Here is a 25,293-nt window from a genome sequence, read left to right as displayed (position 1 = left end):
GGGGCTGTTCGTTTGACTGCGCTGGGTGAGGGTTACTCACTTCCAGTGTCGTCCCAAACACCCGCGCCGCCACCCCTGCCCGCCGCCCGGGGCCCTCAGGGTGGACAGGCGTACGGCCACTCGTCCGAGCCGGAGGCCACGCGGCTGCTGATCGTCAGCGCGAGCATGGGCTCGGGACATGACACGGTGGCCGCGGAGCTGGCGCGGCGGGCCCGCGCCGCCGGCAAGGAGGCGTACGTCGTCGATGTGCTAGCCCTGCTGCCGTACGGCCTGGGGGACGGACTGCGCGGTTTCTACCAGACCGCCGTCCGGCACTGTCCGTGGGTCTACGGGGGCATCTACGACTTCTTTCTGAGGCCGGGCCCCCGTCCCCGGCCCAGTGGCACCCCGCTGGCCCGGTTGGCGAGCGGCCGGCTGCTGCGGCTGGTGCGCGAGACCCGCGCGGACGTCGTCGTGCCCGTCTTCCATCTGGCGGCGCAACTGACCGGGCACCTGCGGGCCCGCGGGACGCTGCGGGTCCCCAGCGCGGTGGTCGTGGTGGACTTCGCGGTGCACCGGCAGTGGCTCCATCCGGGCAACGACCTGCATCTGTGCGTCACGGACGAGGCCGCCGACGAGGTGCGCGGCGCGCTCGGCCGGCCGGCGGAGGCGCCGGGCCCCGTGGTGGCTCCCTCCTTTTTCGGCACCGGGTCACGAGGGGTCGGGTCCGGTGCTGTCGGGTCGCAGGCACCAGATGAGGGAACGGGCGGATCGGGGTCAACGGAGGCAGGGACGGGCGGGTCGTGCGCTGGGACGGGCGGGTCGGCCGGATGGCCAGACCGGTTCGAGCGATTCGGTGGCGGGCGGCCCGCCGTGCTGCTGTCGGCGGGCGCCTGGGGCGCGGGGGCGGGTCTGGCGGGCACCGCCCGGCTGCTGGCCGGGCACGGTTTTCTGCCGGTCGTGCTGTGCGGGCGCAACGAGCGGCTGCGCCGCGCCCTGTCCGCCGTGCCCGGCGTCCTCACCCCCGGCTGGGTGACGGACATGCCGGAGCTGCTGCGCGCGTGCGCCGCCCTGGTGGACAACGCGGCCGGGCAGACCGCCGTGCAGGCCCTCGCCGCGTCGCTGCCGGTCGTCGGGTACCGGCCGCTGCCCGGGCACGGGGCCGAGGGCGTACGCCGGATGGCGACGCTCGGGGTGTCCGACCACGCCCCGGACGAGGCCGCCCTGCTGCGGTCCCTGGCCCGCCTCACGGCGGACGGTCCGGAACGCGAGCGGCGGATCGCGGCCGGGCACGCGCTGTTCCGCGGGGACACGCTGACCCACGTCGTACGCGCCGGGACGGCCGGCGGGCCTTCGCAGACCCGCGGGTACCCGTAGCTTCACGGCCCCGCAGATCCGTACCCCCGCAGGCCCTACGAACGCCCCGTACGGCCCTCGTCCATGCGGGCGATCCTGGCGACGTTCTCCCGGTCGTCGCTGTCCTGGCTCGGCTCGGCGGCGAACCAGGCGTCGAGTATCTCGGTCAGGAGCGGCTCGGAGGTCAGGCGCAGCCCGAGGGCGAGGACATTCGCGTCGTTCCAGCGGCGTGCGCCGTCGGCCGTGTAGGCGTCGGTGCACAGGGCGGCGCGGATGCCGGGCACCTTGTTGGCGGCGATGGACGCGCCGGTGCCGGTCCAGCAGCAGACCACGGCCTGGTCGGCCCGGCCGTCGGCGACGTCCTGGGCCGCGGCCCGCGAGCACGCAGCCCACTGGGGGTCGGCGCCAGGCCGCAGGGCGCCGTGGGTGAGCACCTCGTGGCCGCGTTCGCGCAACCGGGCCACCAGGGCTCGGGCCACGGGTTCGTCCATGTCGGAGGAGACGGAGATCCGCATGTCCCGGAGCGTATCGCCCGGGGCCGGGGCGCCGGCACCTCTGAAGTCCCAGGGTCCGGAGCCGACGGGGAACCGGACCCGGTGCGGGAAGCGGGCCGGGACACCACACCTAGAACAGGCTCATGCCGAGGAGCAGCGCGCAGAGGAACAGGGCGGCGCCGCCGAGGACGGCGAGGACGCGGAAGTGGCGGCGCACCGAGGTGCGCACGCCCGGGCGGCGCGGGGCCACCCGGTGCACGCTCGTGCTCCAGCCGGTGTCCGCCCCGGAGGGGGAGGGCGTGGCGGGGCCCCGGCCCGGGGCGCCCTGGTGACGCGCCGGTCCGGCGGACGGCTGGCGCGCGCCCCGGTGGCGGCCGGCTCCCGTGTCCCACTGGCCCGCCTGCCGGTACGGCTCGACGGCGCCCGGCAGCTCCGGCGGCAGCGGTTCTGGCGCGCCGCGCCAGGCGCCGCTGCGGAACCAGTCCGCGGCCTGCCGAGCCGTGGGCCGGTCCTCGGGGCGCTTGGCGAGCATGCTCAGCAGATACGCCTCGAAGGCGGGCGGCAGCGCGGCGCCCCGCTGGTGCGGCGGCACGGGCGGAGCGTCGACGTGCTGGTAGAGCAGCGCGGTCGGGGTGTCGGCCTCGAAGGGCGGGTGGCCGACGGCCAGTTGGTAGAGGACGCAGCCCAGCGAGTACATGTCGGAGGCGGAGGACGCCGGGGTGCCGATGGCGCGCTCGGGCGCCAGGTACAGGCCGGTGCCGACGATCTGGCCGGTGGTGGTGAGGCCTGCGGAGGGGTCGTCCACGAAACGGGCGATGCCGAAGTCGGCTATGCGTATGGTGCCGTGGCGGTCGCTCAGCAGGTTGCCCGGCTTGACGTCGCGGTGCACGATGCCTTGTTCGTGTGCGGCGGCGAGCCCTTCGGCGGCCTCCTGGGCGACCTGGGCGAGCCGGTCGGCGTGCAGCGGGCCGCCGCCGGTCAGCTCGGCGGCGAGGCTGCCGCCGTCGACCAGTTCCATGACGAGGAAGCAGCGGCCTTCCCAGGTGCCGAAGTCGAGGGTGCCGACGACGTTGGGATGGTTGAGCCGGGCGGAGGTCTGCGCCTCCAGCCGGAACCGTGCCTCGGCCGAAGCGTCGGCCACGTCGTTCAGCAGTACCTTGACCGCGACCGGCCGGCCGAGCACTTCGTCCTGGGCGTGCCAGACCTCGCCCATCCCGCCGCGCCCGATGACCGTGTGCAGCCGGTACCGATCCGCCACCAGCACCCGTAGACCGCCTCAATCCCCGAAGTCCCACCCTCATGACCGCGCCCCCGGTGACGGGCGCGGCGGCAGCCGGACACCGCTTCCGGGTCGCGGCAACCGGCCCATCTTAACGATCACTTGGCGTGCCGCCGACCGTCGCCTCGCCTCCGGTACGGCGGCCGGCGGGCGTTCGGTGTGCCCCACTGAACCCTTATGAGTGAAAAGCAGGAAGTCGCTTCTCGTACAAATATGTAGAACTGATCATGTATGTCATCGTCGCCGTACCCGCTGATCCGCACGGGAAAGGGAGGACGATCTTGGACCCATTGACCTGGCTGCTCATCCCGTTGGCGACCGTGTTCATGGCGAGCGTGTGGAGTTGCTGCGCCGGGCGGTCGCGGCGCAGCGACGTCTGGTCGGACGTGCAGCGCTACGACCAGGTGCGGGCGGCGCTGGAGCGCGCCGCGAACTCCGAGGTGCCGGTGGGCTCCGCCTCGCGCGGCTGAGCGGCTGCCGCCCGCCTCGGCGATCTGGTCCCGTGTGCGGGTCCGGGGGGCCGGGCGCGCGGTCGTCCGCGCCCCTGGTCCGGGCGAGGTCACTTCCTCTGTCGCCCTCGCCCGGTCCCGCCCCCGCGCCCGCCCGGAGCACTCAGCCGCCGTACCTCGCCCGCAGCTCGCGCTTGAGGACCTTCATGCTCGGGCCGAGCGGCAGGGCGTCCACGAACTCCACCCGGCGCGGGTACTTGTGCCGCCCCAGCCGCTCCCTGGACCACGCGGTCACCTCGTCCGCGTCGGCCGGCGCACCCGGCGCGGGGACGATCACCGCGCACACCTCCTCGCCGTGCAGTTCGTCCGGCAGGCCGATGACGGCCGCCTGGCCGACGCCGGGGTGGCGCAGCAGCACCTCCTCGACCTCGCGCGGATAGACGTTGTAGCCGCCGCGGATGATCACGTCCTTCTTGCGGTCGACGATCCTGAGGAAGCCCTCGTCGTCCTTGGTGCCGAGGTCGCCGGTGCGGAACCAGCCGTCCACCAGCGCCTCGGCGGTGGCCTCCGGGCGGCCGAGGTAGCCGGAGAAGACGTTGTGGCCGCGGATGACGACCTCGCCGAGTTCGCCGGGCGGCAGCAGTTCGATGCGGTCCTCGGCGTCGGCGCGGGCGATCTCCACGTCCACACCCCACAGCGGGTGGCCGATGGTGCCGGGTTTCGTGCCGAACCAGGGCTGGTTCACGCTGGCCGTCGGGGAGGTCTCGGACAGGCCGTAGCCCTCGTAGATCGTGGCCCCGAACGCCGCCTCGAACCGTTCCAGCACGGCGACCGGCAGGGAGGCGCCGCCGGAGACGCACACCCGCAGTTCGGGCAGCGCGCCGGCGTCGGCCGCCGCGGCGGCGAGCGAGACGAACATGGTCGGCACGCCGTGGAAGGTGTTGACGCCCTCCTTGACCATCAGCTCGATGGCACGCGCCGCGTCGAAGCGGGGCAGCAGCACGAGGGTCGCCCCGGCCCGCCAGGTGGAGTTCATGGAGACGGTCTGACCGAAGGCGTGGAAGAGGGGCAGGGCGCCCAGCGCGATGTCGTCGGGGCGGATGTCGTTGGCGTCGAAGGCGTTGACGGTGGCGTTCATCACCAGGTTGAAATGGCTGAGCACGGCGCCCTTGGGGACGCCGGTGGTGCCGCTGGTGTAGAAGACGACGGCCGGGTCGTCGGCGACCCGGGTGAGGTAGGACGGCAGCGGTTCGGCCTCGGCGGCGAGCTGCTCCAGCTCCGCGCCGAGGGTGACCACGCGCACCCCGACGGCGTCCGCGGCGGCGCCGCCCGTGGCCGCCTGGGCCGGGTGGCACAGCAGCAGGCCGGCGCCGCTGTCCTTGAGGACGTGCTCGACCTCCGTCGCCGACAGCAGCAGGTGCACCGGGACGACGACCGCGCCGGCGGCCACGATCGCGTAGTACGCCAGCGGGAACTCGGCGGTGTTGGGGGCCATCAGGGCGACCCGGTCCCCCGGCCGTACGCCGAGCTCCACGAGGGCGCCGGCCTGTGCGCGGGCCCGCCGCCACACCTGGTCGAAGGTGAGCCGCAGATCGCCTTCGACCAGGGCGGTGCGGTCGGGGCGGCGCTTGGCGTTCTCGGCGAGGATCGCGGCGACGGAGAGGGTTGCCATGGAGGGGTACTTCCTTCGGTGCGGCTTCGTTGCGGCTCGTGGTCGTGCTGGTCCTTGTCGGACGCCCCCGTCGGCGGTCGTACGGCTGTTGCGGCTAGTGCCGTTCGACGAGTACGGCGGTGCCCTGGCCGACCCCGACGCACATCGTGGCCAGGCCGCGGGCCGCGCCGGTGCGGCGCATGCGGTGCAGCAGCGTGGTCAGGATGCGGGCGCCGGAGCAGCCGAGCGGATGGCCGAGGGCGATCGCGCCGCCGCTCGGGTTGACCAGGTCCTCGGCGATGCCGAGCTGGTCGACGCAGGCCAGGGCCTGGGCGGCGAACGCCTCGTTGAACTCGGCCTCCTCGACGTCCCCGACGCCCCAGCCCGCGCGGGCGAGCGCCTTGCGGGTGGCGGGGACCGGGCCGAGGCCCATCACGTCGGGGTGGACGCCCGCGGAGGCGCCGGCGACGTAGCGGCCGAGGGACTCAAGGCCGAGGTCGTTCAGTGCCTCCTCGCTGACCAGCAGGAGACCGGCGGCGCCGTCGTTCATCGGGGAGGCGTTGCCCGCGGTGACCGTGCCGCCGGCGCGGAAGACGGGCTTGAGGCGGGCCAGCTTCTCGTAGGAGGTGTCCTCGCGGACGCACTCGTCGCTGTCCACGACGGTGCCGTCGGGGTGCTCGACGGGCAGCAGCTCGTCGTCGAAGTGGCCGTCCTTGCGGGCCCGGGCGGCCAGCCGGTGGCTGCGCAGCGCGAACTCGTCCTGGCGTTCGCGGGCGATGCCGTGCCGGGCCGCCACCTCCTCGGCGGTCTCGCCCATGGCCAGCACGCCGTGCAGGTCCTTCATCGCCGGGTTGACCAGGCGCCAGCCGAGCCGGGTGTCGTACGTCTCCATCCGGTGCGGCAGGGCCTCGTCGGGGCGGGGCAGCACGAAGGGGGCGCGGCTCATGGACTCGGAGCCGCCGGCGAGCACGATGTCGGCCTCGCCCGCCGCGATGGTGCGGGCGGCGGCGGTGACGGCCTCCAGGCCGGAGGCGCACAGCCGGTTGACCGTGGCGCCCGGGACGGAGTCGGGCAGGCCGGCCAGCAGGACGGCCATCCGGGCGACGTTGCGGTTGTCCTCGCCCGCCTGGTTGGCGGCGCCCCAGTAGACGTCGTCGATGCGGGCCGGGTCCAGCGCGGGGACATCGGCGACCAGCGCGCGGATCACCCGCGCGGCCAGGTCGTCGGGGCGGATGCCGGACAGGGCCCCGCGCAGTTTGCCGATCGGGGTGCGGCGGGCGGCCGCGAAGTGGACGGGGCGCACGACAGAACTCCTCAGACGGCTCACACGGCCTCGCACGGATGATTCACCGGCACTGCCAATCATTAATTAGCACTGCTAGTTTTGGACTATAGACCTCGGACCGGCCCCCTGGGAAGATCCCCCCGTCCAGCCCACCCGGCAAGGGGACCCCCGCCGGGCGCCCGCCCCGCAGCAGGAGGAGGAAGACATGGCCGACGCCCGCTCGCACGTCCTCGCCGGAACCCGGGGCGCCCTCCACGTCCACGAGTGGCCGCACCCCCGCCCGCGCTACGCCGCCCTCCTGGTCCACGGCTACGGCGAGCACGGCGGACGGTACGCGGAAGTGGCCGGCGTCCTCGGGGCGCACGGCGCGGTCGTGTACGCGCCCGACCACATCGGCCACGGCCGGTCGGCCGGCGAGCGGGTGGTCGTGGACGACTTCGAGGACGTGGTGAGCGATGTACACACGGTCGCCGATCTTGCCCGGACCGCGCACCCGGGACTGCCGCTGGTGCTGGTCGGCCACTCCATGGGCGGGCTGGTCTCCGCCCGCTACGCCCAGCGCCACGGCGAGGAGCTGGCCGCGCTGGTGCTGTCGGGTCCGGTCGTCGGGAACTGGGAGCTGCCGGGCCGGCTGCTCGCCCTGGACGAGATCCCGGACACGTCCGTCAGTCCGGCCGCGTTGTCCCGGGACCCGGCGGTCGGCGCGGCATACGCGGCCGACCCGCTGGTGTGGCACGGGCCGATGAAGCGGCCGACGCTGGAGGCGTTCGCCCGGACCCTCGCGACCGCGGCCGCGGGCGGGAGCGTCGGGGCGCTGCCGGTGCTGTGGCTGCACGGGGACGACGACCGGCTGGTCCCGCTCGCCGGGAGCCGGGTCGGCGTCGAGCGGCTGACCGGGGCGGGCGGGGACCTGACGGAACACGTGTATCCCGGCGCCCGGCACGAGGTGTTCGAGGAGACGAACCGGGCCGAGGTGTTCGCGGACCTGACCGGGTTCCTGGACCGGGTCCTGCCGCGCTGACACCAGCCGGGGGGGCCGGTCGGACCCGGCCTGCCGCGCTGACACCGGCCGGGGCCGGGCCCGGCCCGGCGCGCGGACACGCGCCGAGTCCGGCACGTCGGTCCGGGCCGGGCGACTCCGGGACCCGCCGCGCGGACCGGTGCCGGGCGCGTCCGCCCTGTTTGCGGGCGTCGGCACCGGGCACCCGCGCGACCATGGAGTGGTTGCGCAGTGCCGCCTGCGTGGGCGAGGACCCCGAGTTGTTCTTCCCCGTGGGCGCCGTCGGACCGGCGCGGCGGGAGATCGCCGCGGCCAAACGCGTGTGTGCCCGCTGCCCCGTGCGCACCCAGTGTCTGTCCTTCGCGCTCGGCAGCGCGCAGACCACGGGTGTGTGGGGCGGGATGAGCGAGGAGGAACGCGTCGCACTGCTCCGTACCGCCCAGGACGATGTCGCAAGGAGAACCACCGTATGACTGTCGTGAAGAGCACGATTTCCGACTCCGCCCTCCAGGTCACCGGGGACGCGTTGCAGAGCACCCTCGTGGATCTTCTCGGGCTTTCACTGATCGGCAAGCAGGCGCACTGGAACATCGTGGGCCCCCGGTTCCGCTCCATCCACCTGCAGCTGGACGAAGTCGTGTCCGCGGCCCGCGAGTTCGCCGACACGGTGGCCGAACGCGCCGCCGCGCTCGGCGTCTCCCCCGACGGCCGGCCGGAGACGATCGCCTCGGCGTTCACGCTGCCCGGCCCGAAGGACGGCTGGGTGCGCGACTCCGACGTGGTCGAGGTGATGGTCGAGTCCCTGGAGGCCGCCATCGTGCGGCTGCGCGAGCGCATCGAGGCGACCGACAAGCCCGACCCGGTCACCCAGGACCTGTTGATCTCCATCACCGCCGAACTGGAGAAGCAGCGCTGGATGTTCGCGGCCGAGAACGTCTCCCACGAGGGCTGACCCCGCACGGCGCCCGCCGGTCCGTGCGGGGCGCCCGGCCCGTCGAACGGCACCACGAACGAAAGGGGCAGAGATGACCGACGCCCTCGAACTCGACGCGCTGTGGGAGGACTTCCACCGCGTGGTGAACATGACCTCGCAGGAACTGGCCGCCTGGCTCCGGGTCCGGGACGCCGCGGAGGACGCCGAGCCGCTGCCCGACGACGCGGGCAGTCCCACCGGGCAACATGTGCTCGCCATCCTCCAGAAGCGGCGCACCGACCTGACCGACGACGACCTCCGGGTGATGCGGAAGGTCGTCGACACGGTCACCTCCCAGGTGGACCTCGAGAACGAGCCCGAGCCGGAGGACGCCGGGGACACCGGCCGCCGGCACCGGCTGATGACCATCGGCCACGACCCGCTCAAGGCGAGCCGGTGACCAAGGGGAGCGACGGCGGCCGCCGGGACCGGGACGGCGGCCGGGTGCTGCACGAGCTGGTCGATGCGCACGGCGAGACGTTCGCCGAGGAGGCCGGCATCACGCTGAAGGACACCCCGCAGCCGCTGTACCGGCTGCTGGTCCTCGCCGTCCTCCTCAGCGCCCGCATCCGCGGCTCGGTCGCCGTGGCCGCCGCCCGCGAGCTGGCCGAGGCCGGGCTGCGCGATCCGCGCCGCATGGCCGACGCCGACTGGCAGGAGCGCGTGGACGCGCTCGGCCGCGGCGGCTACCGGCGCTACGACGAGCGCACCGCCACCCAGCTCGGCGAGGGCGCCGAGCTGGTCCTGGACCGCTGGGGCGGCGATCTGCGCCGGATGCACCGGGAGGCGGGCGGCGACGTGGGCACGTTGCGCGGCCTGCTCCAGGAGGTGCCCGGCCTGGGGCCGGCCGGCGCGGACATCTTCCTGCGCGAGGTCCAGGACGTGTGGCCCGAGCCCGCCCCCTACCTGGACGCCAAGGCCCTGTCCGGCGCCGAGCGGCTGGGCCTGCCCAAGGACCCCGGCCGGCTCGTCGACCTGGCCGGCGACACCCCGCCCGCCCATCTCGCGGCGGCGCTGGTGCGCGCGGCCCTGGACAAGAAGATCGCCGATTCCGTCGCCTCCGGGTGACCACCGTCGAAGACCGCCTCCGGGTGACCGTTCGCCCCGGAGGCGGCGCGGCGCTCAGCGCGGCAGGTCCAGCAGCCGGGCGATGGTGCGCAGGACGCCGTCGTCGTTGTTGGACGGGGCCAGGTGGCGGGCGCGGCGGACGACCTCCGGGTGGGCGTTGGCCATGGCGAACGACCACTCGGCGGCGTCCAGCATCTCCAGGTCGTTGAGGTAGTCGCCGAACACCAAAGTCTGCGCGGGCGTGATGCCCGTGGCCCGCTGGAGCCGGCGCAGGGCCGCGCCCTTGTCCGCGGTGCGGTTCATGACGTCCACCCAGTGCTCGCCGGAGACGACGACCTTGTGGGTGGCGGCGAACGACTCCAGGGCGGGCGCCGTGCTCCGCTCGGCCGGGCCGAAGTCGAAGAGGGCGACCTTGACGACGTCGTCGTCGATCTCGGTCGCGTCGGCCATCACCCGGTGCTCCACGTAGTACTTGCGGACCTCGGCGAGGAAGGCCTCGTCACCGCGTTCGACGTAGGCGGACCGCTTGCCGCAGACCACGGCGCCCACGTCCGTGCCGCCCGCCCCCAGCTCCCGCGCCGCCCGCACCAGACGCCGCGCGACGGCCGGGTCCATCGGGTCCGAGCTGAGTTCCTCCCCGTCCCGGACGACGTGGGCGCCGTTCTCCGCGATGAACACCATGCCCTCGTCCGCGCCGGCGAACTCCTTGGCGAGCGTCGCGTACTGGCGTCCGCTGGCCGGGCTGAACAGCACCCCACGGCGGCGCAGCTCGGCCAGCGTGGACCACAGGCCCTCGGGGATCCGCTTGGCGTCGTCGAGCAGCGTGCCGTCCATGTCGGTGACGATCAGCCGTATGTCGGCGGGACCGTCGGGGACGGTGGAGCCGGCGGGCTGCGGGCCGGGGACGGTGGTGGAGGCGGGGCCGGTGAGCAGGGGCTGTGGGGTGCTGGGCATGTCCTGGTCTCTGTGCGGGGCGCGGTGGCGCGCCGGGGGCTGGAGGGGCGGGGTCCCGGTGCCGTGGCACGGTCCTCGCCGACCTTCGAGGCAAACACGTCGGACCGTCCCGGGGCAAACGCGCCACCGGAAAGGCACAGGCCCGGCGGGGTCGAGTGCGCCGATTCCCGGGACACGCCGATCATCGGGCGGCACAATGGGCGGCGTCGGCACGACGGACCCGAGAGCGACGACAGCCACGCGAGCAACGACGGACCCGAGAGCACCCTGGAGCGCGGACGTGACCGTAAGCCACCCCCTGCCGGGCGGGGAGGACGTATGACCACCCTCGCCGATCCCGTACCCGGCGGCCGTCCCGGTGATGTCGAGCGGGCCACCGCGCTCGGCGGCGAACTGGCCGGACGGGGTGTGCACGGCGTCGTCCTGTCCTACGTCGACACCGCCGGCATCACCCGGATCAAGACGATCCCGGTCGCGAAGCTCCCCACGGCGGCGGCCTGGGGCGTGGGCATGTCGCCGGTGTTCGACACCTTCCTGGCGAACGACTCGACCGTCACCACCGATGTCCTCGGCTCCCCCGACGGCGATCTGCGCCTCTACCCGGACCTGGACCAGCTGGTCGCCCTGGCGGCTCAGCCAGGCTGGGCGTGGGCGCCGGTGGACCGGATCACCCAGGACGGCGAGCGGCACCCCGGCTGCTCCCGCACCTTCCTGCGCCGGATCACCGCCGGCGCCGAGGAGCGTCACGGCGTCACGTTCAAGGCGGCCGTCGAGATCGAGTGGTCCGTCGGCACGGACGCGGCGCCAGCGGACCGTTTCGAGCCCGTGGCGACGGGTCCGGCGTACGGGGCGGCGCGCCAGGTGGAGCTGAGCGACTTCCTCGCCGAACTCCTCGCGGCCTGTGCGGCGCAGGGGGTGGACGTCGACCAGGTCCATCCCGAGTACGCGGCGGGGCAGTTCGAGATCTCGGTCGGCGCGCTGGACCCGGTGGCGGCGGCCGACCGCAGCGTGCTGGTGCGCCAGACCGTCCGGGCCGTGGCCCGACGGCACGCGCTGCGGGTCTCGTTCGCCCCGGCGGTGCGCGGCGAGGGCGTCGGCAACGGCGGCCACGTCCACCTGTCCGCCTGGCGCGACGGCGCGAACCTGTACGCCGGGGGCGCCGGGCGGCACGGGATGACGGCGGACGCCGAGGCGTTCACCGCCGGGGTGCTGAACCGGCTGCCCGCGCTCACCGCCGTGACCGCGCCGAGCCCGGCCAGCTATCTCCGGCTCAGGCCGTCCCAGTGGGCAGGCGTGTTCACCGCGTGGGGCCTGGAGACCCGCGAGGCGGCGCTGCGCGTCGTCACCGGAACCCGCGGCCTGCGCGACCAGGCCGCCAACCTGGAGGTCAAGCCCGTCGACCTCGCCGCCAACCCGTATCTGGCACTCGGCTGTCTGATCGCGGCCGGACTGGACGGCATGGCGTCGTCGGCGCCGCTGCCCGAGGAGATCACCGGCGACCCGGCGCGGTTCGACGCGCCGGAGGCCGCGAAGCGGGGCGTGCGGCGGCTGCCGGCCGGACTGCCGGAGGCCGTGGCCGCGTTCCGTGAGGACGCGCTGCTGCGGGAGGCGCTCGGGCCGGTGCTGGCCGACGCGGTGACCGCCGTACGGGAGGGCGAGAGCGCGGCCGTGGCCGGACTGGACGACGAGCAGATCGCGGCGGCCTACCGCTGGAAGTACTGATGGCCGATCCGGTGGACGAGCTGCTCGCCGGGCTGCCGCTGGTGGACCACCACTGCCACGGGGTGGTCACCGCCGACCTGGACCGCACGGGCTTCGAGTCGCTGCTCACCGAGGGCGAGGTGTGGCCGGGCAGCGGGATCTCGCTCTTCGACACGCCGGTCGGGGCGGCCGTGCGTCGGCACTGCGCCCCGGTGCTCGGCCTGCCCCGGCACGCCCCGGCCGACGACTATCTCGCGCGGCGGGCGGAGCTGGGGGCACGCGAGGTGAACCGGCGGTTCCTCGCCGCCGCGGGCGCCGCCGTCCTCTGCGTCGACACCGGCTTCGACTCCGGCCGCCTGGCCACCCCCGCCGAACTGGCGGCGCCGTCCGGGGCGGCGGCGTACGAGGTCGTACGGCTGGAGAGCGTCGCCGAGGCGGTCGCGGCGGGCGGGGTGACGGCCGGGGAGTACGGGGCGGCCGTGCGGGCCGCCGCCGAGGCCGCGGCGCGGCGGCCGGGCGTCGTGGCGGTGAAGTCGGTGGCCGCCTACCGCACCGGTTTCGCCCTGGACCCGGCCCGCCCCTCGGCCGCGGAGGTCGCGCGGGCGGCGGCCGGCTGGCTCGCCCGCCCCGGCACCCGCCTGGCCGACCCGGTCCTGGTACGGCACCTGCTGTGGACCGCCGTCGAGCTGGGCCTGCCGCTGCAACTGCACACCGGGTTCGGGGACGCCGACCTGCGACTGCACCACGCCGATCCGCTGCTGCTGACGGACTGGCTGCGCCTGACGGCGGGCACGGTCCCGGTGATGCTGCTGCACTGCTGGCCCTACCAGCGGCAGGCCGCCTACCTCGCCGCCGTCTTCGAGCAGGTGTACCTCGACGTCGGCCTCGCCCTGCACCACGTCGGCCCCGCCCGGGCCGGCGCCGTCCTGGCGGAGGCCCTGGAGATCACCCCGTTCCGCAAGCTGCTGTACAGCTCCGACGCGTACGGTCTGGCCGAGTTCCACTACCTCGGCGCGGTGGCGTTCCGGCGTGGCCTCGCGGGACTGCTGACGGACCGGGTGAGCGCCGACGAGCTGAGCCGGACCGACGCGGAACGGATCGCGCGGTGGACGGGGCGGGACAACGCACTGCGGGTATACGGCCTCACGGACCCCGCGGCCTCCCGGGGCTCCGGGGGCCCCACGGACTCCGACAGCCCCACGGACTTCGGGGGCCCTGCGGCGACCGCCGCACCGGTTCCGCCCATGGAGAACGACTGAAAGTATGATCAAACAATGTCTGACATGACCGAGACCACGCCCGGTTGGCTGAGCACGGACGAGCTGGAGTCGGCCCGCGCCCGGATGCCGATCCTGTACGTCGAGGCGGTTCCCGTGCGCGTCGACGACAGCGGCGAAGTGACCAGCATCGGCCTCCTGTTGCGCATCGGCCCGGACGGAACGGTCAGCCGGACCCTGGTCTCCGGCCGGGTGCTGCACCACGAGCGGGTGCGGGACGCGCTGCTGCGCCATCTGGAGAAGGACCTCGGTCCGGTGGCGCTGCCCCGCGTGCCCGCCTCGCTGCAGCCGTTCACCGTGGCCGAGTACTTCCCGACGCTCGGCGTGACGCCGTACCACGACCCGCGCCAGCACGCGGTGTCGCTGGCCTACATCGTGCCGGTCACCGGTGACTGCCGCCCCCGGCAGGACGCGCTGGACCTGGTGTGGTTCAGTCCGCAGGAGGCCGTCTCCGAGGCGGTGCAGAGCGAGATGCCCGGCGGGCACGGAGTGCTGCTGAAGCAGGCGCTGGCGCACGTGGGGTACGTGGGCTGACGGCTGTCGGACCGGCCGGCGCCGTCGCTCGCCCTGCTCGTCGGCACCGCCGGGCAGGCCCCTGTCTGGACACCCTCCTCCCGCACCGCCACCGCCCCGGGCGGCATGGACCTCGCGCTCCCCGTGGGCCTCGTGGACGCCGCCGCGCTGTACGCGGTCCACATGCGCGGGCCGGTCGCCGCACTCCTGCGGTGGCCCCCGTGCCCGCTCCCCCGCTCACGGCAGCAGGCGCTGCTCCTTGGCGACGGCCACGGCGCCCGCGCGGGTGTCGACGCCGAGCTTGTCGTAAATGCGTCCCAGATGGGTCTTGACCGTCGCCTCGCTCAGGAAGAGGGCCTTGGCGATGTCCCGGTTGGTCAGGCCGCGCGAGAGCTGGCCGAGGATGTCGCGCTCGCGGTCGGTGAGGGTGGGGCGCGGGCTGCGCATCCGCGCCATGACCCGGTGGGCGACGGGCGCGGACAGGGCCGTGCGGCCCGCGGCGGCGCTGTGGATCGCCGTGAACAGCTCGTCGGGGCGCTCGGCCTTCAAAAGATAGCCGGTGGCGCCCGCCTCGATGGCACGGGTGATGTCGGCGTCCGTGTCGTACGTGGTCAGCACCAGTACGTGGACCGAGCCGCCGGACGCCGCCGTGATCCGGCGGGTGGCCTCGACGCCGTCCATGCCGGGGCCCAGTTGCAGGTCCATCAGCACCACGTCCGGGGTGAGCTTCGCGGCGAGCGCGACGGCCTCCGCCCCGCTGTCCGCCTCCCCCACCACCGCCACGTCCGGATCGCTGCCGAGCAGGGCGCGCAGTCCGGCGCGGACCACGGCGTGGTCGTCGCACAGCACCAGCCGCAGCGGCGGGGCGGCTTCGGCGGGCTCGGCAGGCTCGGGCTCGGTGGGTTCGAACGGTCCGGTGCTGTGGATCACGGGGCGGTGGCCTCCGGGGCGCTGGGGGCGGCGGGGTGGGACGGTACGGCGGCGGAGACGACGGTGCCGTCGCCGGGCGCGGACTCGACGGTGAGGGTGCCGCCGAGTTGGCGTACCCGGGCCCGGATCGCGGGCAGGCCGTGCCCGCGGACCCCGGTGGCGCGCTCCGGCAGGGCGGCGGGCTCCAGGCCCCGCCCGTTGTCGGCGATGTCCAGCCGTACCTCGTCGTCCAGATAGGTGAGGGTGAGGGCGGCCCGGGTGGCGCCCGAGTGCTCGCGGACGTTGGCGAGGGCGCCCTGTGCGATGCGCAGCAGCGCCGACTGGACCCGGTCGGGCAGGCCGGGCGTCCCCGCGGCGCCGTCGATCAGGCAGGTCACGGTGCGTTCGGCCGTGCTCTCGCGGGCGGCCAGGCCGCGCAGCGCCACGTCCAGGCCGCTGCCTCCGGCCAGGTCGGCGGGCACCAGGTCGTGCACGAAGCGGCGGGCCTCGGCGAGGCTGCTCTCGGCGATGTCGGCGGCGGCGCCGATGTGGGCCCGCGCCCGTTCGGGGTCGGTCTCCCACACTCGCTCAGCGGCCTGGAGAAGCATCCGCTGGCTGGACAGGCTCTGGGCGAGGGTGTCGTGGATCTCCATGGCCAGCCGCTGCCGTTCGGCGAGGGTGCCCTCCCGGCGTTCGGTGGCGGCCAGTTCGCGGCGGGTGTGCACCAGGTCGCGGATGAGGGCGGCCTGGCGTGTCGCCTGCCGGTCCATGTGGGTGAAGACCGCGGTCGCGAGGACGGCGACGGCCGGCGGCCCGACCACCAGGTCCACGTCGATCCGGTCGGCCAGCCGCAGTCGCGCCACGACCACGAAGACGGTGAACAGCGCGACGAGGGTGTAGGCGGCGCGGGTCGGCAGGGTGCGCAGCGCGGTGTAGAAGAGCGGTACGGCGCACCAGGCGAAGCTCGGGGCGAGGGCGACCAGCACGGCCCATACGGCGACGAGCGCGCCGAGCCAGAGCAGGGCGGTGAGGGGCGGGAGGCCCCGGGGTGCGGAGGCGGCGGGGGCGGGGACGGGCGCGGGGGTGTCCGCCGGGGGCCTCGGGCCGGTTCCGGGCGTTGATGCGGTCGCACGAGCTGGGGCTGGTGAGGCGGGTCGGGGCGCCGAGGCCGGTGGAGCTGTCGGGGGCGTCGGCGGCGGGGGTGCGCCCGCCGCCGTGCGTCGGCCGATGACGTACAGCGCGGCGAGCGCCCCGGCCAGGGCGAGGACGGCGGGCTCCTGCGGCTGGTCGCCGTGCCGCTGGACGTAGCGGGCCAGGGCGGAGCCGAGCAGCAGGAAGAAGGCGAGGTGGATGACGAAGGCGAGGCGGTGCGCCTCGGCGTCGGCCGGTGGCCGCGGCTTCCCGGCGCCGGACGGGCGGTGCGCCTCCTCCCCGGTGGCGTTCGGGGCGCCCGGGGAGGGACGGCTCGTGGACGGCATGCGTTGCTCCTCCCCGGCCGGGACGTGCGTACGGTCATTGCTGCCGCCCGGTGGCCCCGTCCGCGCCATGGGCGCCTGCTGTGCCGTACGAGCCGGGCGTGCCCTGCCATTGTCGCCCGGGTGCCGGGCCGGGGGGTCAACCGTTCGGATGACCCCGCCGTCGTCCGTCCCGGTCGCCGGGACCAGCCGGTACGCCGACGGGTGCGCGCCGACTCCGGGCCGAGGCTGGAGGCACAGCGCAGGAAGCGCTGCGTCTCCACCGCCCGGCCTACAGGAGGCCGCCGCCGATCGCATCGGCCGGCCGCGGGCGCGGGGACGCGACACGACTGGGGAGTTGCCCGTGATGCAGCACAAGGCCAGGAAGTTCTCCGCCCGCGTCAAGGTCGTCGCCACGGCGGCGGCGCTCGCGGCGGTCGGCGCCGGTGTGGCCGGCGCGGTGTCCGCCTCCGCCGGCACCCCGGCCGCCGCGCCGGTGGCCGCGGTGACCTCGGTGAGGGCGAAGGCCACCACCACCAGCACCCATCTGACGGTGGACGCCGCCACCGACGCCGCCGAGGCGGCCCTGAAGGCCGCGCGGAAGGAGGGTCAGCGGGTGACCGTCGCGGTGGTGGACCGCAACGGCAACACCCTCGTCACCCTGCGCGGCGACGGCGCCGGGCCGCAGTCGTACGACTCCGCGATCAAGAAGGCGTACACCGCCGTGTCCTGGAACGCGCCCACCTCCCAACTGGTCGAGCGCCTGGCGTCGGCGCCCACCCTCAAGGACATCCCGGGCACGCTGTTCCTGGCGGGGGGCGCGCCGGTCGCCCACGGCGAGGCGCCGATCGCGGGCATCGGCGTGGCGGGCGCGCCCTCGGGCGACCTGGACGAGAAGTTCGCACGGGCCGGCGTGGCCGCGCTCGGCGACGGCCGCTGATCCGGCGGCCGGCCGGCACGCTTCTCGTCCTTCCTCTCAGCCTCGCGTCCTGGGGGCGGCCCGGCGGGGTTCGCTCCCCAGCGTGTTTCCGGGGGCGTCCGGTCCCGGTCTCCCCTCGTCTCACCCGCGGACGTCGTCCCAGATGGCCTGTTCCTGCTCTGTCGGCGGGACCCAGGGGCACAGTTGTTCGGGGTGGCCGGGGCCGGGCAGGGCCGGTTCGGCGGGCGGGTCGGCGGGCACAGGGGTCCAGACGGCGCCGAAGATCGTGAGCGCCTCCCCCACGGCCATCAGGAAGCGCAGAACGAACAGTGACATCCCGCCACTGTGGGGGCGCGCGCCAAAGCGCGGCCAAAGGCGGGGCCCGTCCCGGCCTCGCCGCCCCCGGTCGGCGAGCGCAGGTTTTCGGCCAATACGCGGTACGTACGCACTTTCCCCGATGCGCGGACGGCGGCGTGGAGATGACAGTGAATCACCACGCCACCGACCAAACGCGTGTTCCCCTACTGGACGAGGAATCGATGCGCTACGAATTCCTTGGGCCCCTCCGCGTCCGTCACACGGAGCAGAGCCATTCGCTGTCCGCCCCGAAGGTGGAGACGACGCTGGCCACCCTGCTGATCGGCAGCGGCCGGGTCATCACCAAGGAGCAGCTCGTCACGGAGCTGTGGGGAGACCGGCCGCCCAGACGGGCCTCGGCCGCGGTGCACGTGTACATCTCGCAGTTGCGCAAGTTCCTGGTGGGCGCGGGCGACACCGGGGGCCGGGCGATCGTCACCCGGCCGCTCGGGTACGAGCTGCGCCTCGACGGGGCCGGCTGGGACGTGGACGACTTCAAGGAGGCGATGCGCCGGGGCCGCGATCTACGGGCCGCCGGGCGGCACGAGGGGGCGCTGGAGAGTTTCGAGCGGGCGCTGTCGCTGATGCGGGGGCCGGTGCTGGAGGGGATCGCGGAGGGGCCGGCGCTCACCTCGTTCGCCACCTGGGCGGAGGAGGAGCGGTTGCAGTGCCTGGAGCTGTCGGTGGAGGCGCGTACCGCGCTGGGACGGCACCGTGAGGTGATCGGACTGCTGAGCACGCTCACCGCGCAGTATCCGTTGCGTGAGTCGTTCTACCGGCAGTTGATGCTGGTGCTGTACCGCTCGGAGCGGCAGGCGGAGGCGTTGCAGGTGTACCGCTCGGCGCAGCGGGTGCTCCGCGCCGAACTGGGCCTGGACCCGCACCGCTCGCTGCGCAGGCTGCACCAGGCCATCCTGGCCTCCGACCGGGTGCTGGACCTGCCCGCGGCGAGCTGACCGGGCCCGCGGGCCCGAGGCCGCCGATGCACGAGGCCGCGTACGGGCCCGTGCATCGGCTTCTCCGGACGACGACGCGTGCCCGTCGGCCTCGGGACGGCGGCTCGGCCACGGCGGCGGTGTCCCGGCCAAGGGGCGGTGTCCCGGCTGCGGCGCGGCGGCTCGGCCGCCGGACGGTGTCCCGGCCGCCGGACGGCCGCGGTGCCGGGCCGTCGCGGGACGCTGACGCGCCGCCGGCGCAGCCCGGGCGGGATCCGGGCACGGACCGGGCGAGCACCGGGCAGGACGCGCCGCCCTCGCAGTCGGCGCCGAGCGTGGCCGGCCGGGCCGGAGGACCTCCGGAGTGCCGGGCGCCGGCGGGCGCGCCGGCGCGTGCACCCTCCCTGAGGCGTCCTCCCCCACACACCCCTCGCCCCGCCCGCGAGGCACCGCCCCGCGCCGCACCACCCTCGAGGTGGTCCTGGACGGTGTCGAGGGTGGCATCCTGCAGGCCGGGGATCACGGTGGCGAGGACCACGCGGCGGCCGTCGAGGGTGCGGTCGAGGGTGACCTTGGCGCTGACGGTGTCGTAGGTGGCGACGGTCGGGTCGAGTCGGCCCTGGATGGCGCCGTTGGCCTCGGGGTGCTTGCGCAGCACTCCGGCTGCGGCGTGGACGACGCAGGCGACGACGGAACGGCGCCGGCCGTTCTCGCGGGCCTTGGCGCGGGCGGCGACGATCGCGCTCGCGTCCACCTCGGTGTCGAGGTGGACGGGCGCGAAGTCCCGTATCTGGTCGAGGAAGAAGAGGGTGTGCCGGCGCTGGGTGGGAAACGGTCGTACGCTCAACGGGTCACCAACTCGTAGATGGACGCGAGGCTTTGTGCGTCGAGGAAGTCGGGCAGCGACAGCGGGGTTCCGGTCTCCTTCTCCAGCAGGCTGAGCAGGGTCAGCAGATGGACGGAGTCCCAGCCCGGCAACGCGTCGAAAGGACAGTCGAGTTCGGTCTCGGCGATGTCGATGCCGAGTTCGTCGCGGACGAGGTCGGCGAAGTCCGCCCGGTCGAGTGTCGCGCTCATCTCAGCGGCCTCCGTCGCGTTCGAGGGCGAGGCCCGAGCGGATCCACTTGCTGGACTCGATGGCGACGGCGACGGCCCGGGAGGGCGTGCTCATCGTGTCGAGCAGGCGCTCCAGCTGGAAGAAGAGCAGGGCGTTGCCGTTGTTGCCGGTCTCGCCGACCACGGTGATCTCCTCGGCGAGCGGGAAGTCGAGCCGTTCGACGATCTTCTCGGTCATCGTGACGGACAGCTGCGGGGGCAGCAGGTAGGCGATCTCGTCGCGCTCCCAGCCGAGGTCGTCGAGGAGTTCGTCGGTCACCTCGGCGGCGAGTTCGGGGACGAGTTCCTCGATGGCCTTGTAGTCCTCGTTCGCGGGTGTGTCGGCGCGGTCGCGGTCGGCGGTGCCGTACCAGCGCAGCACCTGGCCGGGCTCGCGGTCGAGGCCGGCCAGCCGGGTCAGTACGGTGCGGACGATCGGGGCGTCGTCGTGCCCGGGCTCGGTGGTGAGGACGGCGGCGCCGGCGCCGTCGCCGAACAGGACGTAGTTGACGAGGAGTTCGGGCAGCAGGGTGCTCAGGTCGGCGCTCACGTCGTAGTGCTTGGCGATGACGTCGCCGCCGATGACGAGGGCGGTGCGGTGGCGGCCGGCGGCGAGCAGGGCCGTGGCCACGTCGAAGGTCTGCACGGCGCCCGAGCAGCCGGACTGGAGCTGGAAGGTGGGGATGCCGTCGATGCGGAGCCGGTCGGCGACGACGTTGACGGTGGCCGGCATCAGGGTGTCGGGGGTCGCGGAGCCGAGGACGACGACGTCGATGTCCTGCGCGGACATCCCGGCCCTGGCGAGCGCGGTCCCGGCGGCCGTCGTGGCGAGGTCGGCGAGGGACTCGCGGGGTTCGCCGGTGGCGAGGTCGAGGGCGAGATGGCGGGTGCGGGTGCCGATGAAGGTGTCGACCCACTGCCGCCAGAGCCGGTCCATGCCGAACCGTTCGGCCAGCGCCTCGGTGTCGACGGGGTGTCCGGGCAGGGCGGTCCCCGCGGACAGAACGCGCACCGTACGGTCCTGATGCAGGTCAACCACGTGGCGTCCTCCTCTCGTTCCGGTCGTTCCGGTTGCGGTTCCGGCTTCCGTCCGGACGCTAGGAGCGCGGTCTAAAGCAGCCCTAATCCTGTGCGGGCGGCGGGGCGTTGCTTTAGCGCGGCTTCAGCGGGGTCGTGGAGGGTGGGCGGGTGACAGTCACCCGCCCGGCGTCCGTGTCCGTGTCCGAGTCCGCACGTGCGCCCGTGCCCGCGCACCCGGACGCGGCGTCCTTCCGTGGCGCTCTGAGCCGTTTCGCGACGGGTGTGGTGGTGGTCACCGGGTTGGTCGGCGCGGAGGCGCGGCCGGCCGGGCTCACCGTGAACTCCTTCACATCGGTGTCGCTGGACCCGCCGCTGGTGTCGTTCTGCGCCGGCCGCACCAGCCGCACCTGGCCGGTGCTCCAGACGGCCGAGCGGATCTGTGTGAACATCCTCGGCGCGGCCCAGGAGGAGACCTCCCGCCGGCTCGCCCGCAGCGGACCGGACAAGTTCACCGGGGTGCCGTGGTCGCCCTCCCCCGCTGGCCAGCCGGTCCTGGACGGCACGATCGCCTGGCTGGAGTGCACGGTGGAGGCCCAGCACCCGGCGGGCGACCACCACATAGTGGTGGCACGGGTCCACGCACTCGGGACGACGGACGGCGACGGCCCGCTGCTGTTCTACCGGGGCGGCTACGGCCGCTTCACTCCGGCGTGAGGGCCGCTGAGCATGGACGGCCTCCGCGTCGCCGCCGTGGACCCCCGCCTGGTCATCGCCGAGTCCGCGGACAAACGCACGGTCGATCCCGGCGGGGTCGACGGAATCGTGGAAGAGGTGCTTCCGCCCCTGGCCCCGGTACGGGCTTGAGCCGTCGTACTGGCCCGGAGCAGCCGTAGGGACGTGGGCCGTCGGCCCGGCGCTCCGCGCCACCGGTTCCCGGCCCACCCGGAAACGACCGAGGGCCGGTCTCGGATTGCTCCGACCCGGCCCTGATCCACGACTCTCATGAGTCGGGACGACAGGATTTGAACCTGCGACCCCTTGACCCCCAGTCAAGTGCGCTACCAAGCTGCGCCACGTCCCGTTGCCCGTCTGACCTGGGGTTTCCCCTGACCGAACGCGCAGGGAAACAATACCGCACTCGGGTCGGTGGTCGCGCACCCCTTTCCGGCCGGGACGGCGCCCCGGCGCACCGACCGGGAAGGCGTACTGATCGCGCTTGACCTCGACTTTGGTTGAGGTTGCACGATCGGCACATGACGATCACCGAGGAATCCGGACGCGTCCACGGATACGCCGACCTGCCCCGTCTCATGGGGCTCATGACGGGCGACGAGAAGCACGGGCCCGCGGCCACGTCCACGCTCGACGTGCTGTGGGTGCTCTACGACCGGGTGCTCCGGGTCAGTCCCGAGCTGCGGGAGGACCCGGAGCGGGACCGGTTCCTGCTCTCGAAGGGCCACGGGCCGATGGCCTACTACGCGGTCCTCGCCGCGAAGGGCTTCCTGCCCGTGGACTGGCTGTCCCGCTTCGGCGCGTACGACTCGCCGCTCGGCCACCACCCGGACCGGATGCTCGTGCCGGGCGCCGAGATCGGCAGCGGCTCGCTCGGGCACGGACTGCCGATCGCCGTCGGCACCGCCCTGGGGCTGCGCGCCCAGGGGCTGCACGGGCCCCGGGTGTGGGCGCTGATCGGCGACGCCGAGCTGGACGAGGGCAGCAACCACGAGGCCGTCGCCTACGCCGGGCCCACGGGACTGGAGAACCTGCACACCGTCGTGGTCGACAACTCCTCCGCCAGCCACGCCCGCCCCGGCGGCATCGCGGCCCGGTTCGTGGCCGCCGGCTGGTCGGCGGCCACCGTCGACGGCCGCGACCACGAGGCGCTGTACGCCGCGTTCACCGCACCGCACCCGGGCCGGCCGCACGTGGTCGTCGCCCGCGTGGAGCCCAAGAACTCCTGACCGCGCCTCCCCCCCGGACGCCCCGCAAGCCCCGGGAAAGGTCTCCCGCACCAGCCTTCCGCAAGAAAGGGCCCCTCCCCATGGACACCATGCGCGACCGCCTCGCGCCCACCGTCTCCCGTCTCCTCGACGAGGACCCCCGGGTCGCGGTCGTCCTCGCCGAGATCGGCAAGGACGGCTTCGCCGAGACACTGCGCCGGCATCCCGACCGGGTGCTCAACGTCGGCATCCGCGAGCAGTTGCTCGTGGGCGTCGGCGCGGGGCTCGCCCTGACCGGGATGCGGCCCGTGCTGCACACCTTCGCGAGTTTCCTCGTCGAGCGGCCGTTCGAGCAGGTCAAGCTCGACCTCGGGCACCAGGGCGTGGGCGCGGTGCTGGTGAGCGCAGCCGCCTCCTACGACTGGCCCGCCGGCGGCTACACCCACATGGCCCCCGGCGACGTGGCCCTCCTGGACACCCTCGACGGCTGGACCGTCCACGTCCCCGGACACCCGGACGAGGCCGAGACGCTGCTGCGGCACGCGGTCGCCGCGGGCGACGACAAGGTCTACGTACGCCTGTCCACGCAGTCCAACGCCCAGGCTCGACCGGTGGACGGCCGGGGCTTCCTGCCCGTGCGCGAGGGCCGCTCCGGAGTGGTCGTCGCCGTGGGGCCCCTGCTCGAACCGGTGCTCGCCGCGACGGAGGGCCTGGACGTGACCGTGCTGTACGCGACGACGGTACGGCCCTTCGACGCGGCGGCGCTGCGCCGTGCCGCGGCGGCGGCCCGGACGGACGTCGTGCTGGTGGAGCCGTACCTGGCGGGCACGTCCGTCGGCGCGGCGAACGACGCCCTCGCCGACGTTCCCCACCGCGTCCTCGGTCTCGGCGTGGGCCGCGCCGAGCTGCGCCGCTACGGCACCGTGGACGAGCACACCGCCGCCCACGGCCTCGACGCCCGGTCCCTACGGGAGCGGATCTCCGGCTTCCTCGGCGGCGGCGCCACCGCCTGAGGGCGCGGGACGGCGGTCGCGACGGCGCGCGGAGGCCGGGGCGGTGAGCGAGGGCGAGGCAGGCCCGCGCCCGGCACCCGAGCCCTGCGCACTCCCCGCCCCCGCGACCCGCGCCGCCTCCACCGCGTCCGCCCGCACCAGCCCCCGTATCGCCGGGACCGCGAGCAGCGCGACGGGTACGACGAGGCTGATCGCGGCGGACGTCAGCAGCACGTGGTCCGCGCCCAGGGCGGAGGCGGCCGGGCCGGCGAGGGCCTGGCCGACGGGCATCATGGCCAGGGAGCCCGCCACGTCGTAGGCGTGCAGGCGGTTGAGCACGTCGGGCGGGACCTGGGTCTGGACGCTGGTCGCCCACATCACGCCCCAGAAGGACATCCCCGCGCCGGCCACGGCCGCCCCCGCCGCCATGGCGCCCACGCCGAGGCCCGCCCCGACGGCCGCCGGGAAGCAGACGAAGGCGAACAGCGCGAACGCGCCCGCCCGCAGCATCCGGCGGGGCCGGAGCCGCAGCGCCAGGAAGCCGCCGACGACGGTGCCCGCGCCGAGGGCGGAGTTGACCAGGCCGTAGGCGCGCGGACCGTGCTGCCGGACCACCTCCGTGGCCACCAGCGGGACGGTCGGCCCCCACACGGCGATCATGTAGAGGCACCAGACGGCGATCACGCCCCAGAGCCACTGCCTCGCCCGGAACTCCCGCCAGCCCTCGACCAGATCGGCCCGGAAGGTGCCCGACGTGGCCGTATCGTGGCCGACGGCACCGGACCCGGGCGCCGCCGGGGGCAACCTGAGCAGCAGCAGGCACAGGGCGCTGACGGCGTACGTCGCGGCGTGGGCGGCGAAGACCCCGCCGGGCGAGGCGAAGCCGACGAGAAGACCGGCGACCGCCGGGCCCGCGAGCTGGGCCGCCGACTCGGCGATGCGTATCGCCCCGTTGGCGCCCTGGATGTCGGCGGCGAGCCGGGGCACCGTGCTGGCCACGCCGGGCTGGAACACCGCGCCGGCCACGCCGTTGGCGAAGCCGATGACGCAGATCTCCCACAGCACCACATGACCGGAGGAGAAGAGCACCGCGGCCAGGGCCTGGGTGCCGAGCCGCACCAGATCGGCGCCGATCATCAGCTTGCGGGTGCTGAACCGGTCGGCGATCACCCCGCCGAAGACCACCAGGCCGGCGAAGGACGCCGCCGTGGAGGCCATGGCGAGGCCGACCGCGCCCGCGCCGTACCCGTGCTGGAGCAGGCCCGCCGCGAGGGCGACGGGCAGCATGGTGTCGCCGAGCCGGGCGACGGCCCGCGCGACGAAGAACAGCCCGAAGTCCCGCGACCAGACCGGTCGCCGCCGCGCGCCTCCCACACCGCCTGCGCCGCCCATGTCGTCCGGGTGCTCCGCCCCGGGCCCGGGCACCGCCCCGGACCCCCCGCCGGGGTCCTTCCCCGCCACGGACACGGACCCCGCTCCGGTCACGGCCCCCGCACCACCGGTCCCGGAGCCCGCTCCCGTCCCGGTCCCCGCCTCCGCTTCGCTCCCCACCCCTGCCTCAACTCCCGTCCCCGGCCGACGCGTCCTCGACCCGGGTCTCCGGATCCCGTGTCCCGAAGTCCCGGACCGCCCACTCCGAACTGTGGTCTGAACCACGTCCCGCGGCGCGCGCATTCCCGGGAATCACCGCGGA

Annotated in this window: 28 protein-coding genes and 1 tRNA gene; 17 read left to right on the top strand and 12 right to left on the bottom strand. The window is 74.5% G+C overall.

Annotation, left to right across the window (positions count from 1 at the left end):
* Positions 1-165: 165 nt before the first annotated feature.
* Positions 166-1,356, top strand: a complete 1,191-nt coding sequence (locus AB0N63_RS17290) for a galactosyldiacylglycerol synthase (protein ID WP_365529967.1) — start codon at positions 166-168, stop codon at positions 1,354-1,356.
* A gap of 35 nt (positions 1,357-1,391) precedes the next feature.
* Here the strand turns inward: AB0N63_RS17290 and AB0N63_RS17285 are convergent, their stop codons facing one another.
* Together AB0N63_RS17285 and AB0N63_RS17280 are read right to left on the bottom strand one after the other, a co-directional pair.
* Positions 1,392-1,850 (bottom strand): RpiB/LacA/LacB family sugar-phosphate isomerase, encoded by a 459-nt coding sequence (locus AB0N63_RS17285; RefSeq protein WP_365529828.1) that lies wholly within the window; start codon positions 1,848-1,850, stop codon positions 1,392-1,394.
* Between the two features lie 109 nt (positions 1,851-1,959).
* Complete coding sequence (locus tag AB0N63_RS17280; protein WP_365529827.1) at positions 1,960-3,093, bottom strand: serine/threonine-protein kinase; 1,134 nt, start codon at positions 3,091-3,093, stop codon at positions 1,960-1,962.
* 296 nt (positions 3,094-3,389) lie between these two features.
* Between AB0N63_RS17280 and AB0N63_RS17275 the strand changes: the two genes are divergently transcribed.
* Positions 3,390-3,578, top strand: coding sequence for a hypothetical protein (locus AB0N63_RS17275; RefSeq protein ID WP_365529826.1), 189 nt, complete (start codon positions 3,390-3,392; stop codon positions 3,576-3,578).
* Between the two features lie 142 nt (positions 3,579-3,720).
* Here the strand turns inward: AB0N63_RS17275 and AB0N63_RS17270 are convergent, their stop codons facing one another.
* A complete protein-coding gene (locus AB0N63_RS17270) occupies positions 3,721-5,229 on the bottom strand; it encodes a long-chain fatty acid--CoA ligase (RefSeq protein ID WP_365529825.1) in 1,509 nt (502 codons plus the stop codon).
* Positions 5,230-5,323: 94 nt separating this feature from the next.
* Positions 5,324-6,511 carry a thiolase family protein gene (locus AB0N63_RS17265; RefSeq protein ID WP_365529824.1) on the bottom strand — a complete coding sequence of 396 codons (1,188 nt, stop codon included), beginning with the start codon at positions 6,509-6,511 and terminating at the stop codon, positions 5,324-5,326.
* A gap of 187 nt (positions 6,512-6,698) precedes the next feature.
* Here AB0N63_RS17265 and AB0N63_RS17260 point away from each other — a divergent pair, with 187 nt between their 5' ends.
* The 5 genes from AB0N63_RS17260 (at position 6,699) to AB0N63_RS17240 (ending at position 9,534) form a co-directional block, all read left to right on the top strand.
* On the top strand, positions 6,699-7,514 hold the full coding sequence (locus AB0N63_RS17260) for an alpha/beta fold hydrolase (RefSeq protein ID WP_365529823.1): 816 nt from the start codon (positions 6,699-6,701) through the stop codon (positions 7,512-7,514).
* A 194-nt stretch (positions 7,515-7,708) separates the two neighbouring features.
* Positions 7,709-7,966 carry a WhiB family transcriptional regulator gene (locus AB0N63_RS17255; RefSeq protein ID WP_365529822.1) on the top strand — a complete coding sequence of 86 codons (258 nt, stop codon included), beginning with the start codon at positions 7,709-7,711 and terminating at the stop codon, positions 7,964-7,966.
* Entirely contained in the window at positions 7,963-8,445 is a 483-nt protein-coding gene (locus AB0N63_RS17250; RefSeq protein ID WP_365529821.1) for a DNA starvation/stationary phase protection protein, read from the top strand. Before AB0N63_RS17255 ends, AB0N63_RS17250 begins: the two co-directional genes overlap by 4 nt.
* A 73-nt stretch (positions 8,446-8,518) precedes the next feature.
* On the top strand, positions 8,519-8,866 hold the full coding sequence (locus AB0N63_RS17245; protein WP_365529820.1) for a DUF3140 domain-containing protein: 348 nt from the start codon (positions 8,519-8,521) through the stop codon (positions 8,864-8,866).
* Complete coding sequence (locus tag AB0N63_RS17240; protein WP_365529819.1) at positions 8,863-9,534, top strand: endonuclease; 672 nt, start codon at positions 8,863-8,865, stop codon at positions 9,532-9,534. The genes AB0N63_RS17245 and AB0N63_RS17240 overlap by 4 nt, the downstream gene beginning before the upstream one ends.
* Positions 9,535-9,588: 54 nt before the next feature.
* Here AB0N63_RS17240 and AB0N63_RS17235 read toward each other — a convergent pair whose 3' ends face one another.
* Complete coding sequence (locus AB0N63_RS17235) at positions 9,589-10,488, bottom strand: Cof-type HAD-IIB family hydrolase (RefSeq protein WP_365529818.1); 900 nt, start codon at positions 10,486-10,488, stop codon at positions 9,589-9,591.
* Positions 10,489-10,806: 318 nt separating this feature from the next.
* Here AB0N63_RS17235 and AB0N63_RS17230 point away from each other — a divergent pair, with 318 nt between their 5' ends.
* From AB0N63_RS17230 to AB0N63_RS17220, 3 genes are read left to right on the top strand one after another with little or no spacing between them, the layout of a single operon-like run.
* On the top strand, positions 10,807-12,210 hold the full coding sequence (locus tag AB0N63_RS17230) for a glutamine synthetase family protein (protein WP_365529817.1): 1,404 nt from the start codon (positions 10,807-10,809) through the stop codon (positions 12,208-12,210).
* Positions 12,210-13,448, top strand: a complete 1,239-nt coding sequence (locus AB0N63_RS17225; RefSeq protein ID WP_365529816.1) for an amidohydrolase family protein — start codon at positions 12,210-12,212, stop codon at positions 13,446-13,448. Before AB0N63_RS17230 ends, AB0N63_RS17225 begins: the two co-directional genes overlap by 1 nt.
* A 24-nt stretch (positions 13,449-13,472) precedes the next feature.
* Positions 13,473-14,000 (top strand): NUDIX hydrolase family protein, encoded by a 528-nt coding sequence (locus AB0N63_RS17220; protein WP_365529966.1) that lies wholly within the window; start codon positions 13,473-13,475, stop codon positions 13,998-14,000.
* A gap of 216 nt (positions 14,001-14,216) precedes the next feature.
* Here the strand turns inward: AB0N63_RS17220 and AB0N63_RS17215 are convergent, their stop codons facing one another.
* Together AB0N63_RS17215 and AB0N63_RS17210 are read right to left on the bottom strand one after the other, a co-directional pair.
* The gene (locus tag AB0N63_RS17215) at positions 14,217-14,837 is read right to left on the bottom strand and encodes a response regulator transcription factor (RefSeq protein ID WP_365529965.1); all 621 of its coding nucleotides are present in this window, start codon (positions 14,835-14,837) and stop codon (positions 14,217-14,219) included.
* Positions 14,838-14,905: 68 nt separating this feature from the next.
* The gene (locus AB0N63_RS17210; protein ID WP_365529815.1) at positions 14,906-16,366 is read right to left on the bottom strand and encodes a sensor histidine kinase; all 1,461 of its coding nucleotides are present in this window, start codon (positions 16,364-16,366) and stop codon (positions 14,906-14,908) included.
* Between the two features lie 343 nt (positions 16,367-16,709).
* Between AB0N63_RS17210 and AB0N63_RS17205 the strand changes: the two genes are divergently transcribed.
* Entirely contained in the window at positions 16,710-17,282 is a 573-nt protein-coding gene (locus AB0N63_RS17205; protein ID WP_365529964.1) for a heme-binding protein, read from the top strand.
* A 120-nt stretch (positions 17,283-17,402) separates the two neighbouring features.
* On the opposite strand, the gene AB0N63_RS17200 is transcribed toward AB0N63_RS17205, so the two are convergent.
* The gene (locus tag AB0N63_RS17200; RefSeq protein ID WP_365529814.1) at positions 17,403-17,597 is read right to left on the bottom strand and encodes a DUF6059 family protein; all 195 of its coding nucleotides are present in this window, start codon (positions 17,595-17,597) and stop codon (positions 17,403-17,405) included.
* Positions 17,598-17,800: 203 nt separating this feature from the next.
* On the opposite strand from AB0N63_RS17200, the gene AB0N63_RS17195 reads away from it, so the two are divergent.
* On the top strand, positions 17,801-18,574 hold the full coding sequence (locus AB0N63_RS17195; RefSeq protein ID WP_365529813.1) for an AfsR/SARP family transcriptional regulator: 774 nt from the start codon (positions 17,801-17,803) through the stop codon (positions 18,572-18,574).
* 454 nt (positions 18,575-19,028) lie between these two features.
* Complete coding sequence (locus tag AB0N63_RS17190) at positions 19,029-19,418, top strand: hypothetical protein (protein WP_365529812.1); 390 nt, start codon at positions 19,029-19,031, stop codon at positions 19,416-19,418.
* Here AB0N63_RS17190 and AB0N63_RS17185 read toward each other — a convergent pair.
* Positions 19,397-19,630, bottom strand: coding sequence for a phosphopantetheine-binding protein (locus AB0N63_RS17185; protein ID WP_365529811.1), 234 nt, complete (start codon positions 19,628-19,630; stop codon positions 19,397-19,399). The genes AB0N63_RS17190 and AB0N63_RS17185 overlap by 22 nt on opposite strands.
* Position 19,631: 1 nt before the next feature.
* On the bottom strand, positions 19,632-20,687 hold the full coding sequence (locus AB0N63_RS17180; protein ID WP_365529810.1) for a 3-oxoacyl-ACP synthase III family protein: 1,056 nt from the start codon (positions 20,685-20,687) through the stop codon (positions 19,632-19,634).
* Positions 20,688-20,836: 149 nt separating this feature from the next.
* On the opposite strand from AB0N63_RS17180, the gene AB0N63_RS17175 reads away from it, so the two are divergent.
* Together AB0N63_RS17175 and AB0N63_RS17170 are read left to right on the top strand one after the other, a co-directional pair.
* Complete coding sequence (locus AB0N63_RS17175) at positions 20,837-21,382, top strand: flavin reductase family protein (RefSeq protein WP_365529809.1); 546 nt, start codon at positions 20,837-20,839, stop codon at positions 21,380-21,382.
* A gap of 12 nt (positions 21,383-21,394) precedes the next feature.
* A complete protein-coding gene (locus AB0N63_RS17170) occupies positions 21,395-21,532 on the top strand; it encodes a hypothetical protein (protein WP_365529808.1) in 138 nt (45 codons plus the stop codon).
* A 143-nt stretch (positions 21,533-21,675) separates the two neighbouring features.
* On the opposite strand, the gene AB0N63_RS17165 is transcribed toward AB0N63_RS17170, so the two are convergent.
* Positions 21,676-21,749, bottom strand: a tRNA-Pro gene (locus AB0N63_RS17165).
* Positions 21,750-21,921: 172 nt separating this feature from the next.
* Between AB0N63_RS17165 and AB0N63_RS17160 the strand changes: the two genes are divergently transcribed.
* Entirely contained in the window at positions 21,922-22,629 is a 708-nt protein-coding gene (locus AB0N63_RS17160) for a transketolase (protein WP_365529807.1), read from the top strand.
* A gap of 80 nt (positions 22,630-22,709) precedes the next feature.
* Positions 22,710-23,621 (top strand): transketolase, encoded by a 912-nt coding sequence (locus tag AB0N63_RS17155; RefSeq protein WP_365529806.1) that lies wholly within the window; start codon positions 22,710-22,712, stop codon positions 23,619-23,621.
* Here AB0N63_RS17155 and AB0N63_RS17150 read toward each other — a convergent pair.
* A complete protein-coding gene (locus AB0N63_RS17150) occupies positions 23,574-24,992 on the bottom strand; it encodes an MFS transporter (protein ID WP_365529805.1) in 1,419 nt (472 codons plus the stop codon). The two genes, AB0N63_RS17155 and AB0N63_RS17150, sit on opposite strands and share 48 nt — an antisense overlap.
* Positions 24,993-25,293: the final 301 nt, after the last annotated feature.

This window comes from Streptomyces sp. NPDC093260 (assembly GCF_040683715.1).
Lineage (GTDB): Bacteria > Actinomycetota > Actinomycetes > Streptomycetales > Streptomycetaceae > Streptomyces > Streptomyces sennicomposti.
This window is presented reverse-complemented; position numbering and strand designations above follow the sequence as displayed.